General features: G+C 64.9%; 12 protein-coding genes and 1 rRNA gene. 10 read left to right on the top strand and 3 right to left on the bottom strand.

The window, feature by feature from the left end; genetic code table 11:
* Nucleotides 1-314 precede the first annotated feature (314 nt).
* From rrf to WH367_RS02950, 10 genes are all read left to right on the top strand, one after another.
* Nucleotides 315-427, top strand: a 5S ribosomal RNA gene (gene rrf / locus WH367_RS02995).
* A 191-nt stretch (nucleotides 428-618) separates the two neighbouring features.
* Entirely contained in the window at nucleotides 619-1,338 is a 720-nt protein-coding gene (locus WH367_RS02990; RefSeq protein WP_339534113.1) for a DUF4197 domain-containing protein, read from the top strand.
* Between the two features lie 3 nt (nucleotides 1,339-1,341).
* Entirely contained in the window at nucleotides 1,342-1,746 is a 405-nt protein-coding gene (locus WH367_RS02985) for a YchJ family protein (protein WP_339534112.1), read from the top strand.
* 31 nt (nucleotides 1,747-1,777) lie between these two features.
* Nucleotides 1,778-2,473: an HAD family hydrolase gene (locus tag WH367_RS02980; protein WP_339534111.1), complete on the top strand. Its 696-nt coding sequence runs from the start codon at nucleotides 1,778-1,780 to the stop codon at nucleotides 2,471-2,473.
* Between the two features lie 101 nt (nucleotides 2,474-2,574).
* Complete coding sequence (locus WH367_RS02975) at nucleotides 2,575-4,209, top strand: GMC family oxidoreductase (protein ID WP_339534110.1); 1,635 nt, start codon at nucleotides 2,575-2,577, stop codon at nucleotides 4,207-4,209.
* A 141-nt stretch (nucleotides 4,210-4,350) separates the two neighbouring features.
* Entirely contained in the window at nucleotides 4,351-5,544 is a 1,194-nt protein-coding gene (locus tag WH367_RS02970) for an ABC transporter substrate-binding protein (RefSeq protein ID WP_312988732.1), read from the top strand.
* Nucleotides 5,545-5,625: 81 nt separating this feature from the next.
* Nucleotides 5,626-6,546, top strand: coding sequence for a branched-chain amino acid ABC transporter permease (locus tag WH367_RS02965; RefSeq protein ID WP_312988734.1), 921 nt, complete (start codon nucleotides 5,626-5,628; stop codon nucleotides 6,544-6,546).
* Entirely contained in the window at nucleotides 6,546-8,366 is a 1,821-nt protein-coding gene (locus WH367_RS02960; protein ID WP_339534108.1) for a branched-chain amino acid ABC transporter ATP-binding protein/permease, read from the top strand. The genes WH367_RS02965 and WH367_RS02960 overlap by 1 nt, the downstream gene beginning before the upstream one ends.
* Entirely contained in the window at nucleotides 8,359-9,090 is a 732-nt protein-coding gene (locus WH367_RS02955) for an ABC transporter ATP-binding protein (protein WP_339534106.1), read from the top strand. The genes WH367_RS02960 and WH367_RS02955 overlap by 8 nt, the downstream gene beginning before the upstream one ends.
* Nucleotides 9,087-10,703, top strand: coding sequence for a GMC family oxidoreductase (locus tag WH367_RS02950; protein WP_339534105.1), 1,617 nt, complete (start codon nucleotides 9,087-9,089; stop codon nucleotides 10,701-10,703). Before WH367_RS02955 ends, WH367_RS02950 begins: the two co-directional genes overlap by 4 nt.
* A gap of 29 nt (nucleotides 10,704-10,732) precedes the next feature.
* Here the strand turns inward: WH367_RS02950 and WH367_RS02945 are convergent, their stop codons facing one another.
* From WH367_RS02945 to WH367_RS02935, 3 genes are all read right to left on the bottom strand, one after another.
* Nucleotides 10,733-12,376: an AMP-binding protein gene (locus WH367_RS02945; protein ID WP_339534103.1), complete on the bottom strand. Its 1,644-nt coding sequence runs from the start codon at nucleotides 12,374-12,376 to the stop codon at nucleotides 10,733-10,735.
* A gap of 7 nt (nucleotides 12,377-12,383) precedes the next feature.
* The gene (locus tag WH367_RS02940; protein WP_339534102.1) at nucleotides 12,384-13,064 is read right to left on the bottom strand and encodes a glutathione S-transferase family protein; all 681 of its coding nucleotides are present in this window, start codon (nucleotides 13,062-13,064) and stop codon (nucleotides 12,384-12,386) included.
* A gap of 97 nt (nucleotides 13,065-13,161) precedes the next feature.
* Entirely contained in the window at nucleotides 13,162-14,205 is a 1,044-nt protein-coding gene (locus WH367_RS02935) for an AraC family transcriptional regulator (protein WP_230770387.1), read from the bottom strand.
* Nucleotides 14,206-14,234 lie beyond the last annotated feature (29 nt).

Raw genomic sequence — 14,234 nt, 5'->3', positions numbered from 1 at the left:
GAAGCGCAGCAATGCGTTAAGCTAACCAATACTAATTGCTCGTGCGGCTTGACCCTATAACTTTGATTGGCCCCGCCCTTAGATGGGGCCCAATGCAAAGAACACTGCAACTGCAGTTATGCCAAAGACTTGAGATCAGACCATGATGGGCACCACAGCGTGTTACAATCACTGGCTCAGGTCGGCGCAATCAAATTAAACGCTGATAGCACCAAGCCCCAAAAGCTTGATGCCGACTCTATGAATTCGCTTCGAAAGCAGCAGTGCCCTGATCGACCGATCAGCGCAAAGCCGCCAAGGAGCAAAAAGTTATGCCTGATGACCATAGCAAGTTGGTACCACTCCTTCCCATCCCGAACAGGACAGTGAAACGACTTCGCGCCGATGATAGTGCGGATTCCCGTGTGAAAGTAGGTCATCGTCAGGCTTTTATACTGATCAACCCCTCTGCTCTTCCCGAGTAGAGGGGTTTTTCTTTTGGCCGGCACTATCTGGCACCCTTCCCAAGCCTCCGGCTGACTATGTTTTGCGCTTCAGCGCTGCCCCGGCAAGCACCCTGGCGCACGGCTGGATGCCGGTGTTTGGCACAATAGCTGGTTTGTGTTTTCAAGGACTGCCATGACCGAGCAAAGCTGTCTGCGCCAGGCGCAGCGCCGCCGTTTGCTGCATCTATTGGCGCTGCTGGGCGGCGCCGGCGCGGTGTCTCCGGCTTTGGCGCTCTCGCTGGCCGATCTGAGCAATACCGATGCCAGCCAGGGCATCAAGGCCGCGCTGACCCAGGGCGCGCAGGTGGCGGTGTCCCAGCTGGGCCAAAGCGGGGGCTTTTTCAACAACCCGCAGTTGCGCATTCCGCTGCCAGGCTATATGGGTGAGGCGGCCAAGATGATGCGCCGCTTTGGCCAAGGCCGCTATGTGGATGAAGTGGAGCAGGGTATCAACCGCGCGGCCGAGATGGCGGTTCCGATGGGCAAGGATGTGCTGCTGGACGCGGTGCAGCGCATGACCCTCGATGATGCCAAACGCATTCTGAGTGGTGGTGACCACTCGGTGACCACCTTCTTTATGGACAAGACGCGCCAGCCTTTGACGCAGCGCTTTTTGCCCGTGGTGACCCAGGCGACCGGCCAGGTCGGTGTGGTGCAGCAGTACAACCAGCTGGTGGGCAAGGCTTCCAGCTTTGGTGTCTCCAGTGATGCGCTGGACCTGAACCAGTATGTGACTGGCAAGACCCTCGATGGCCTCTACGCCGTGATTGGCGAGCAGGAGCGCGCGATTCGCCAGAACCCGCTGGGCAGCGCCAATGCTGTCGTGCGCAAGGTTTTTGGGGCGCTGCGCTAAGCCATGGCGAAGAAACCTCCATCGCCCGCGCAGCCCCTCTGCCCTTGTGAATCCGGCGCCGCCTACAGCGCCTGTTGCGGCCGCTTCATTGCTGATTTTGAGGGCATGCCGGCACCGGATGCCGAGCATCTGATGCGATCGCGTTACAGCGCCTTTGTGCTGGAAGAGCGTGCCTACCTGTTGGCCACCTGGCATCCCTCTACCCGACCGTCGCAGCTGGATTTTGAGCCCCAGTGCCGCTGGCTGGGCTTGCAGGTGAAAGCCTTTGATCCGGTGGATGACAGCCATGCCGAGGTAGAGTTTGTCGCCCGCTACAAGCTGCAAGGGCGCGCGGTGCGCCTGCATGAACGCAGCCGCTTTGTGCAGGAGCAAGGCCGCTGGTTTTATCTGGATGGTGACCAATTCTGATCACTACCTGCCATTTTTCTAGGACCCCAAAATGAACCCCAATGCAGGCTTTGAGGCCATGCTGTTTGATTGCGATGGTGTGTTGGTGGACAGCGAAGTCATCACCAACCGGGTGCTGTGCACGATGCTCAACGAGGCGGGCTGGGTGCTGTCGTCCGAGGATTGCCTGCAGCTGTTCATCGGCAAGATGGTGCGCAGCCAGAAGGACTTGATCGAGGCCAACACCGGCAAGCCGCTGACCGATGCCTGGATGGAAGAGTTCTATGCGCGCCGCAATGTGGCGCTGGAGCAGGATGTCAAAGCCATTGAAGGCGCGGTGGAGGCCATCAAGGCCTTGCATGCCCAGTTCAAAGGGCAGATCGCCTGCGCCTCGGGTGCGGACCGCAAGAAGATCGTGATGCAGCTGCGCATTGCCGGCTTGCTGCCTTATTTTGAAGGGCGCATTTTCAGCGGCCATGAGATGCCACGCACCAAGCCTTTCCCGGATGTCTACCTGGCGGCCGCCGCCGCGCTGGGCGCTGATCCGCAGCGCTGCCTGGTGATTGAAGACAGCGTGACCGGCACCCAGGCGGGTGTGGCGGCCGGCGCTACCGTGTGGGCCTACCACCCGCCAGCGCATGCAGTCTGCTCGCAGGCCGATCTGGCCGCAGCCGGTGCCAGCCAGTTCTTTGAACACATGGCCGATCTGCCCCAGCGCGTGGCCCGCGCATCAGCCCTGGCCGCCTGAGAAAACCTGGCCACCTCCTCGCAAAGCGGGGGACACTGAAGCGACAGGCCTGATGCCAGGCTGCACCTAGACTTTTCGTCTGGTTGCCACCTGGAGTTGTTATGGGGCCTGTGCATGAGTGGGATGCAGCGTTTGACTTCATCATTGTCGGTGCCGGCATGGCCGGCTGCATCCTTGCCAACCGCCTGAGCGCATCGGGCCGCTTCCAGGTCTGTCTGCTGGAGGCCGGCCCACCCGATCACCACCCCTACATCCATATCCCCGCCGGCTTTATCAAGGTCGGCTACAACCCCCGCTACACCTGGCCCTTCAAGACCGCGCCCGATGCCGCCACCATGGGCCGCCAGGTGGTCGCGCAGCTGGGCCGCACCCTGGGCGGATCCAGTGCCGTCAACGGTTTCAACTATGTGCGCGGCCAGGCCCAGGACTACGATGACTGGGCAGCGCAGGGCGCCACCGGCTGGTCTTATGACGAGGTGCTGCCGTACTTCAAGCGCTCGGAGCGGCGCCTGGCCATCTGCGATGTGAACTACCGGGGGCTGGAAGGCGAATTGCCGATCACCGACTGTGACTGGCGCCACCCGCTGTGCGATGCCTTTATCGCCGGTGCCGCCAGCCAGGGCATTCCCTCGGGCAAGGACTACAACGCGGGCAAGCAGGAGGGTGCTGGCTATTACCAGCGCTGGATCCACCGGGGCTGGCGGGTCAGTGCCGCCAAGGCCTTTTTGCGCCCGGCCAAGGGGCGCGCCAATCTGCGCGTCATCCCCCGCGCCCAGGTCAGCCGCCTGGTGATGGAGGGCACACGTGTCACCGGTGTGGAATACGCGGCCGAGCCCGGCGGCCCGCTGCGGCGCCTGCAGGCCAGCCGCGAGGTGGTGGTGGCGGCCGGTGCCATCAACTCGCCCAAGCTGCTCAACCTGTCCGGCCTGGGCGATGCACAGCGCTTGCAGGACCTGGGCATTGCCGTACAGCAGCACCTGCCGGGTGTGGGCCAGGGCTTGCAAGACCATATGATGCTGCGCTCCATCGTGCGGGTGCAGAACGCGCCGACCTTGAACACCACCGCCCGGGGCTGGCGGCTCTGGGGCCAGGTGGCGCGCTGGATGGCGAGCAAGCCCAGCATTCTGGCGATCAGCCCTTCGGTGGCTTATGCCTTCTCATCGGCCCAAACGTCTGGTGGGCGGGCAGATTTTCAGTTCCATTTCTCGCCCGGCAGCTATGCCTCCGGCATTGCCGGCCAGCTCGATGATTTTCCCGGCATGACCCTGGGCTTTTACCAGCTGCGGCCGCAGAGCCGGGGCCATGTGCGTCTGGCATCGGCCCATGCCTGGGACAGCCCGGTGATCCAGCCGCACTACCTGCACGATGAGGTCGACCAGCGCCTGGTCGTTGAAGGCCTGCGCCAGGCCCGGCGCCTGCTGCACAGTGCCGCCTTGGCGCCCTATGTGGCCAGCGATGAGGCGCCGTCCGCCCAGCTGCAATCGGACGAGGAACTGCTGCAGTTTGCCCGCGAGCGGGGCAGCACGGCCTGGCACTTCATGGGTACCTGCCGCATGGGCGCAGCCGGCGATGGCCAGTCCGTGGTCGACCCCCAACTGCGCGTGCATGGCATCACTGGTTTGCGGGTGGCCGATGCCTCGGTGATGCCGGCCATGCCCTCGGGCAATACCGGCGCGCCGACGATGATGATTGCCGAAAAGGCCGCTGATCTGCTGCTGGCCGAGCACCGCCACTAAGGGGTTGTAGTTACGAACTCTTACTTAGGAGAAACCCAGAAGAGCGTTTGCGGCATCCGCCGCTATATTGAAGAAGACAAGGGCCTCGTGCGTGCGGTGGGGGCTGACCAAGAGATTTGACAACAAAGCAAGGAGACAAACATGAACAAGCTCGTCTATCGTTTGACGAAGGCTGCGGCACTGGTGGCCAGCACTTTGGCATTTTCGGCCCAGGCCCAGGACATCAAGATCGGCTACACCGCCGACCAATCGGCCAGCGGCGTGGCCGAGCTGGGCATCTCCGGCCGCTGGGGCTTTGAAGCCGCTATCGAGGACATCAACAAGGCCGGTGGCATCATGGGCCGCAAGCTGGTGGGCGTGGTGCGCGATGACCAGGGCACCCCTCCCAAGGCCATCCAGACGGTGCAGGAGCTGATCGACAGCGAAAAGGTCAGCGGTATCGTGGGCCCGGCCAACTCTGGCAATGCGCTGGCCTGGCTGCATATTCCGCAGCAAAAGAAGGTGCCGGTGATCGTGCCGATTGGTACCGCCACCGAGATCACCACGCGCTACGCCAAGGAGCCGCAGAACTACCTCTACCGCATCTCGATGGTGGACCGCGAGCAGGTCGCGCTGCTGGGCGCCTATGCCGTCAAGGCCTCGAAGGACAAGAAGATCGCCATCCTGGCGGACTCCACCGGCTACGGCCAGGGCGGCATCAAGGATGCGACCGAGATTCTGGCCTTGCACGGCATCAAGCCGGTGGCCGTTGAAAAGTACGGTCCCAAAGACACCGACATGACCTCGCAGCTCAACAAGATCAAGGCGGCGGGTGCGGACACCGTGATCATCTACGGCATTGCTGACGGCGCCGCCCAGGTGCTACGCAGCATGGAGAAGATCAACTACATGCCCACGACTCTGGGCACCTGGGGCAACCTCAGCTCGCTGCTGCCCAAGATGGCGGGCACCAAGCTGGCCGAGCACCTGATCATGGCGGCTTCGACGACCGAAGACACCTCTGCCAAGACCAAGGCCCTGGGCCAGCGGGTGCGCGTGAACTTCCCGACCCTGACCACCTTCCCCTGCGCAGCCCAGGCCTATGACTCGGTGATGCTGCTGGCCGCTGCGATGAAGCAGGCCAACAGCACCGATGGCGAGAAGGTCGCTGCTGCGCTGGAGAACCTGAACAGCACCGAAGGCGTGATCAAGACCTATGACAAGCCCTTTAGCAAAACCAACCACGAAGGCCTGAGCGTGGGCGACTTCTACCTCGCCCGCTGGAAGGGCAGCGACGTGGTGCGCTTTGAAGACAGTGTCTACAAGTCGCTGACGCCAGCGGATCTGAAGAAGTAAGGCATCGACTCGTCAGGCCTGCGCCCGCCCCATGCGGTCCGCAGGCCTGGTTTTTTTAGCGGCAATGTGTCTGGGGTGCGTATGCTGGATTCGATACTGCAGGCGGTCTTTAGCGGGCTGGCCTTGGGAAGTATTTATGCCTTGGTGGCGGTGGGTTTCAACATCACCTTCAACACCACCAAGACCTTGAATTTTGGCCAGGGCGAGTTCCTGGTCGCGGGCGCGTTTGTCGCGGTCTCGGTGCTGCTGCTGCTCGCCGGCAAGAACATCACCGACAGCCTGCTGCCCGCCGATGTCAGCCTGTGGCGCTATGTGCTCAGCCTGGTGGGCACGATGGCCGTCCTGGCGCTGCTGGGCCTGCTGCTGTACTACGCCGCCGTGCGGCCCTTTGTGGGGCGCGGTGGCATGGCCTGGGTGATGAGCACCATCGGCTTTGGCATCATCATCCAGAACACGGCCTTGGCCATCTGGGGCCCGGCGCCGCTGGTCATGCCCTCGCCGCTGGGCAGCGAGGTGCTGCGCATCGGCAATGCCGGTGTGCTGCCCCAAGAGGTGCTGGTGCTGGTCTGCAGCGTGGCCGTGCTGCTCGCGCTCGATTATGTGATGCGCCACACCCGCATCGGCAAGGCCGTGCGCGCCGTCGCGCAAAGCGGCAGTGCAGCCACCCTGATGGGCATCAATGTGACGGCCATCGTCGTGCTGGCCTTTGTCATCAGCTCCAGCCTGGCGGGCCTGGCCGGTTTGCTGATTGCGCCCATCACCACCGCCTCGGTGTTCATGGGCATGACCTTGGCGCTCAAGGCCTTCTCCTCGGCCATTCTGGGTGGGCTGACCAGCCCACGCGGCTGCATGCTGGGCGGCTTTGTGCTGGGTTTGATCGAAGCCCTGGTGGGCCTGTGGCAGGCGGAGATGCGCGAGATCAGCATCTTCTTGCTGATCATCGTGGTGCTGGTCGTGCGGCCCCAGGGCCTCTTGGGTCAGAAGATCGTGGAGAAAGTCTGATGAACAGCGAGATCAAGCACTACGGCTGGCTGGCCCTGGTGGCGGCGCTGGTGGCCGCCATCCCGCTGATGACCAGCAACGACTTCTACCTGCGCATCGTCTTTCTGATCGGGGTCAACTACATCGCCGCCTCGGGGCTGAACGTGCTGGTGAACTACACCGGCCAGAAATCGCTGGGCCATGCCGGCCTGTTTGCCGTGGGCGCCTATGCGGTGGCCCTGCTCACCACCCGCTGGGGCTGGAACCCCTGGGCCGCCTTTGCGATGGCTGGCGTGCTGGCCGGCCTGTTTGGCGTGGTGATTGCGCTGCCGGCGCTGCGGGTCAAGGGACCGGCGCTGGCGATGGTCACCATCGGCTTTGGCATCGTCGTCGAGAAGGTGGTCTCCGAATGGCAGGATGTGTTTGCCGGCCAGCAGGGCATCTATGGTGTGGTGCCCTTGAAGCTCGGCGATCAGATGTTTGCCTCCTCGCACTGGGTCTGGTTTGTGCTGGCCCTGTGCGTGGCGCTGCATATCATGTTCCGCCACCTGCTGGCGGGGCGCTTTGGCCGCGCCTTCATGGCCGTCAACACCGCCGAGGTGGCGGCCGAGAGCGTGGGCGTCAGCGTCTACAAGTTCAAGGTGCTGGCCTTTGTCATCAGCGCCTTTACCTGCGGCATTGCCGGCGCGCTGATCACGCAGCAGAACCAGTACATCAACTCCGACTTCATCACCTTCAACCTGTCGGTGTTCTTCCTGCTGGTGGTGCTGTTTGGCGGCAATTCCGTCTACGGGCCACTGCTGGGTGCGGTGGTGCTGACCTTGCTCGATTCGCTGCTGTCGCGCTGGCCGGGCGTGCAGCATTTCACCTATGGTGCGCTGCTGCTGTTTGCGCTCTACGCCATGCCCAATGGCCTGGCCGGTACCTTGCGCAGCCTGGCGCGGAAATACGCACCGGGCCTGCTGCCCACGCCGCAGCTGCCGCAGGATCTGCCGGCCTGGCAGCTCAAATCGGCCGCGCCGCTGGCCAGTACCGGTGCCGAGGGCTTGCTGGACGGTCGCGGCATCTACAAGGCCTATGGCGGCGTGGTGCCTACCAATGAGGTGGATCTCTGCATCAAGCCCGGCCATGTGCATTCGCTGATCGGGCCCAATGGTGCCGGCAAGACGACCTTGCTCAACATCCTGTCGGGCATTGTGGTGCCCGAGCGCGGCTCCATCCAGTTTGCGGGCCAGAGCATTGTCGGCGTGTCGCCCAACCGGATTGCCCGCATGGGCCTGGGACGCACCTTTCAGAACCTGCGCCTCTTCAGCGACATGACGGTGCTCGACAACGTCAAGGTGGGCCTGCATGCGCATATCCAAGCGGGCTTCTTTGCCAGCCTGATCGGCGTCGGCAAGGCCCGGCGCGCCGAGCTGGCTGCGCGTGACGAGGCCTTGCAGATCCTTGACCGCCTGCAGCTGCGCGACAAGGCACTGCATACCGCAGGCAGCCTGCCTTATGGTCTGCAGCGCCGGCTGGAGCTGGCGCGCGCGCTGGCCACCCACCCGCGTTTGCTGCTGCTCGATGAGCCGGCCGCCGGTCTCAACCCGCAGGAGACGCAGGAGCTGATCCAGGTGATTGCGCGCATCCGCGATCTGGGCATCACCGTGCTGCTGATCGAGCACCATATGGACCTGGTGATGGCCGTGTCCGACCACGTGATCGTGCTCGACTACGGCCAGAAGATTGCCGAGGGCACGCCCCAGCAGGTGCAAAGCAACCCGCGCGTGATTGCCGCCTACCTGGGCAGCGACGATGAAACCGAGGACAACGCGATGAACGGAGGCACCCATGTCTGAGCAAACACCATTGCTGAGTGTCGAGGCGCTGGAGCTGCACTACGGTGCCGTGCAGGCGCTCAAAGGGGTGTCGCTGCAGGTGCATGCCGGTGAGGTGGTCACCATCATCGGTGGCAATGGCGCGGGCAAGAGCACCTTGATGAAGGCCATCTCCGGCCTGGAGCCCACAGCGGCGGGCCGTATCGAGTTTCTGGGCCAGGACATCACCCGCATGCCCGGCCACCTGCGTGTGCCCTTTGGCATTGCCCAGTCGCCCGAGGGCCGCCAGGTGTTTGCCGACCAGAGCGTGCATGACAACCTGCTGCTGGGCGCCTACCACCGCAAGGATGGGGCCGCCGCGATTGCCGCTGATGTGGAGCAGCAGTTCAACACCTTTCCCCGGCTGCGGGAGCGCCGCGCGCAGATGGCTGGCACCATGTCGGGCGGCGAGCAGCAGATGCTGGCGATTGCGCGTGCGCTGATGTCGCGGCCCAAGCTGCTGCTGCTCGATGAGCCCTCGCTGGGCCTGGCGCCGCTGATCGTCAAGGAGATCTTTGCGATCGTGCGCCAGCTCAAGGCGCAGGGGGTGACCATCTTGCTGGTCGAGCAGATGGCCAACCAGGCGCTGGCGGTAGCCGACCGCGCCTATGTGCTGGAGACGGGCCACTTCACCCTGCAGGGCGCCGCTGCCGATCTGCGGCGCGACCCCAAGGTGCGTGCCGCGTACCTGGGAGCCCATGCATGAGCGCGCCGGCAGCCGACAGCTTTGACTATGTGGTGGTCGGCAGCGGCGCGGCCGGTGCCATCGTCGCCGCCCGCTTGGGCGAGGACCCGGCGCTGCGCATCTGCGTGCTCGAAGCGGGCCCGCCCGACCACCGGCCCTACCTCAAGCTGCCAGCCGGTTTTATCAAGGTTATCTTCAACCCGGCGGTGGCCTGGCAGTTCAGCTCCGAACCGACCGAGCGCACCGGCGGCCGGCGCATTCCGCTGCCCCAGGGCAAGACTTTGGGCGGATCCACCTCCATCAATGGCCTGGTCTACAACCGGGGCCAGCGCGAGGATTTCGACGGCTGGGCGGCGCAGGGCAATGCTGGGTGGTCCTATGACGAGGTGCTGCCGTACTTCCAGCGCAGCGAGCATTTTGTCGATGGTGGCGATCCGGCCCTGCGCGGCCACAACGGGCCGCTCAAGGTCAGCCTGCCGCACTGGCCGCACCCGATTTGCGAGGCATTTTTGGACGGCGCCGCTGAGCAGGGCCTGGCGCGCAACCCGGACTACAACGGCGCCTACCAGCAAGGCGTGGGCTATTTCCAGCGCAGCATCCACAATGGCTGGCGCATGAGCACGGCGGGCTGCTTTCTGCGCTCGGCTGTGCGGCGCGGCAACCTGGATGTGCGGACCGGCGCGCAGGCGCTGCGCATTCTGATCGAGGGCGGCCGCGCCTGCGGGGTGGAATACCTGCAGGGCGGTGTGCGGCGCCAGGTGATGGCGCGGCGCGAGGTGGTGGTCAGCGCCGGCGCCATCAACACGCCGAAGCTGCTGCAGCTGTCGGGCATTGGCGACGGCGAGCAGCTGCGCGCTTTGGGCATTGCCACCCAGGTGCATTTGCCGGGCGTGGGCCAGCACCTTAAGGACCATTTCTCGGTGCGGCTGGTCGCGTCGGTGAAGAACGCGACCACGATCAACGAGCTGGCGCGTGTACCGCGCCTCTGGGGCCAGGCCTGGCAATGGCTGCGCGGCAAGCCCAATATTCTGCAGCTCAGCCCGTCCGTCGTGCACTGGTTCGCGGCCTCGCAGCCGGGGCTGGACCGGCCCGATCTGCAAGGCGTGTTCTCCCCGGCCAGCTACCGCGAAGGCTATGTGGGCCAGCTCGATGTGTTTCCGGGCATGACCTGCGGCGTCTGGCAGCACCGGCCGCAAAGCATGGGCACGGTGCAGCTGGCATCAGCCGATCCGCTGGCTGATCCAGTGGTGCAGCCGCGCTATCTGGCGGAAGAGGGCGACCGCCAGACCCTTATTCGCGGTGTGCGCCAGGCCCGGGCCTTGCTGCAGAGCCAGGCGCTGGCGCCGTACCGGGTGGACGAGGTCATGCCCGGGCCGCAGGTGCAGTCCGATGACGAGATCCTGGACTTTATCTACCGCTACGGTGTCTCGTCCTACCACCTCAACGGCACGGCGCGCATGGGGCCCCGGCCGGAGGCAGGTGCCGTCGTTGATGCCCAACTGCGCGTGCATGGGCTGCAGGGGCTGCGGGTGATCGATGCCTCGGTGATGCCGGAGATCACCTCGGCCAACACCTGCGCGGCCACGATGATGATTGGCGAGAAGGGCGCCGACCTGCTGCGCCGCGCAGGCTAGACGCTCAGACTGCCCGCAGCGCAGCGGGCTCAGCGCTTTTTGTGCGCCCGCATGTCCAGCACCTGGGGCAGGCTGCGCACATCCTGGCCCGCCGCCAGAATCCGGTGCTTCTGGATCTTTTGCGTGCCGGTGGTGGGGATCTCGTCGGTGAACCACCACCAGCCTGGCACCTTGTAGTAGGCCATCTCCTGCTGGCAGAACGCAAACAGCTCCTGGCAGATGGCGGTGCCGGGCGCCACACCTTCGGTCAGCACAATGCTGGCGAGCACCTCTTCTTCGCGGATCTCATCGGGGGCGGCCAGCACGGCCACCTGGTGCACCTTGGGGTGGGACAGCAGCACGGCCTCGACCTCGGCGGCGGCAATGTTCTCGCCGGAGCGGCGGATGATGTTCTTGCGCCGGTCCATGAAGTGCAGCAGGCCATCGGGGTCCTGCACCACCACATCCCCGGTGTGGAACCAGCCGCCTTCCCAGGCCTTGGCGGTGGCCTCGGGGTTGTCCAGGTATTCGCTGAAAAAATGCTTGCGCGGGGTCTCGGCCGAGTAGCGCACCAGCATCTCGCCAGGCGTGCCGGGCGGCACCGGCTGGCCGCTCTCATCGGCCACCCGCACCTCGAGCCCCGGCGCACCACGGCCGAAGGAGCGCGTGCCCACCTGGCGGTCGTCGCCATGGTCGGAGAGGGTGCGCACCACCTCGGTCATGCCCCAGAGCTCGATCAGCGGAAAGCCAAAACGCTGCTCGAAAGCGGCATGCAGCTGCGGCTCCACCCCCGCGCCATAGCCAAAGCGCACGCAGTGCTGCTTTTCCCAGTCGGATGGCGGCTGCTTGAGCAAGAGCGGAATGATCACGCCCAGGTAATGGACGATGGTGGCGCGGCTACTGGCCACCTCTTCCCACCAGCGGCTGGGCTGAAAGCGGTCGGTCTGGATTTGGCAGCCGCCGGTGAGCAGCATGCAGTAGAACGACAGAATCGAGGCGTTGACATGGAACAGCGGCAGCGGGTTGAACAGGCGCTCGCGGCCTTCCTGGATCGACACATGGCCGGGGTGGGACGCATACCACTTGCCAGCGGCCAGCTCATAGGCATGCGAGAGCACACAGCCCTTGGGCTGGCCGGTGGTGCCCGAGGTGTAGAGGATGCTCGCGGGCGTGTCGGCGCTCAGGCTGCCCGAGGGCTGCGAGCGGGCCGGCGGTAGCGTGATGGCGCTGCCATCTTGCGGATCGCTGCAGACCAGGGCCGGCTGGTTGCGCGTGTCCTGCAGGGACTGCTGCAGCGCCTCGAGCCGCTCGGGCAGGCAGATGACCAGGTCCAGCTGCGCATGGTCGATCAGGTAGTTCAGCTCACGGCGCTTGTAGTCGGGGTTGATGGGCACGCAGCAGATGCCCAGGCTGTTCATCGCCAGCTTGTGCCAGAGGTGCTCGGGCCGGCTTTCCAGAAACAGGCCCACACGGTGGCCCACGCCATAGCCCGCTGCCTGGTAGTGGGCCTGCAGCCGCGCAATATGGGCGCCGGCCTGCGTGTAGCTGAACTCGCAGCCCTCGGGCAGGTAGCTGCGTTTGGGGTTGGCAGGTACCGCCAGCAGGCTGTGATCAGGGTAGCGCGCAATGGCGGCCTGCAAGGCCTGGCCGATGGTGGTGTGGTCGGTGATGGCGATCATGTCGGTGGGCTTCAAGGCAGGTTCAGGGCCGGATCAAGGGCGATGGAATGGGGTCGATCTGCTGGTCCAGCGCGGCCTGCTTTTCAACCTCCAGGCTGCGCAGAAAGGCGGCGCGCTGCTGCAGGTGCATCCAGTAGTGCTGGGTGGCCGGCCCCCATTGCGAGGACATGCCCAAGTAGTCCGACAGCATCAGCGCATAGCCCACGGCCACATCGGCAGCAGTGAAGCGGCCTGCGCAGAGGTAGGGCTGGTCGGCCGGCATCGCCTGGGCGGCGGTCTCCAGTGCGCGCAGCCGGCCCAGAAACCAGCGCTCGTAGTCTTGGGCGACCTGGGGCTGGCGCCGCACGGCGGGCTCAAAGAACTGGTAGCGCAGCACCAGGGTCTGCGGAAAGGTCAAGGTCGCATCGGACATGTGCAGCCAGTTCAGGTAGCTGCCATAGGCGGGGTCGCTGGGCTGTACCTCCAGGCGCTGCGCCGGGTCGCGGCTCGCCAGGTACTGGCAGATGGCGGCGGACTCGGTCATGCGCGTGTCGCCGTCGATCAGCAGCGGCACGGTGCCCAGCGGATTGAGTGCCAGGTAGTGCTTGGCCAGTGCGCGGGGTGGAAAGGGTAGCATCTGCAGCCGGTAGGGCAGGCCCAGCTCTTCCAGCATCCATAGCGCGCGGAACGAGCGCGCGCTCACACAGTGGTACAGCTCGATCACGGCAAGTCTCCATCCGATGTTGTGCCGCCATCTTGGCACGAATGGACGCCAGCGGCTGCCCTGCAGGTGTCAGCCAGGTTGCAAATCGGGCCGGTGTTCAGGCCGGCGGGCGGGTGCTCTTGCGGTACTCGGCCGGGGACATGCCCATCCAGGTGCGAAAGGCCCGGATAAAGCTCTTGTCGTTGCTGAAGCCGGCCAGCTGCGCAATCTGTTTAATGGGGCGGTTGCTGCGGTGCAGCAGGGTCAGCGAGCGTTCGCGCCGCACCTCGTCCTTCAGGGCCTGCAGCGATGCACCCTCGTCCTTCAGCTGGCGGTGCAGGGTGCGCAGCGACAGGTGCAGCTTGGCCGAGAGGCTGTCGGCGCTGTGCATGGCCGAGGGGTCGGCCGCCAGCAGCTGGCGCACACGCTGCACCATCAGCCGGTCGCGCCGGTAGGGGCGCACGGTCAGCGGCAGCGCGCGCTGCAGCATGCGCTGCAAGGCCGCCTCATCGCGGGCAATCGGCAAGGCGAGATAACGCGCATCAAACTGCATGCGGGTGACCGGCGCACCAAACTGCACATCGCCGGGGAAGAGCAGCGCATAGACATCGGCATGGGCCGGCGCCTCGAACGGAAAACTCACCTTGAACAGCGGCAGCGACGAGTCGACAAACCAGCTCGACAGCCCATGCATATTGCGCAGCATGGACACCAGGCAGAACTCGCGCAGCTCACCCAGGCCGGTGTGCTCGATGATCTCGACCGTGGCCGTCTCGCCCTGTACCTGCAGGCTGAGCGCCAGGTCATCGGTGAGCAGGCCATGGTGGCGGCACCAGCGCTTGAGCGCCACCCCCAGGTTGGGGCTGGTGAGCGAGGCGCGCGCCAGCATGCCATAGCTGCCCCAGGGCAGGCGCCGGCTGAACCAGCCCAGGGCCTCGTCGTCCAGCTCCTGCATGGCGGCATCGGAGAGGGTCTCGAACTGCAAGGCGGTGATGCCGGGGCCATCTTTTTCGACCGCCAAGGGATCGATTTGCGCCAATTGCAGTGCGCGGTCCGCACTCAGTCCCCGGTGCTGGTAGGCCCGCGCGATGGCCCGGACAAAGGCCATGGGCGTAACGGCGGGGTGGTGCACGACGGCAGAGGAGGGCAGCGGTTTGGGCATGGAGGGTGGGGTTTAAAAAGCGCCAAGCA

Origin of the sequence: Comamonas sp. MYb21, assembly GCF_037479395.1 — a bacterium.
GTDB lineage: Bacteria > Pseudomonadota > Gammaproteobacteria > Burkholderiales > Burkholderiaceae_C > Comamonas.
The sequence above is the reverse complement of the archived record's forward strand: the minus strand, read 5'-3'. Positions and strand labels throughout refer to the sequence as shown.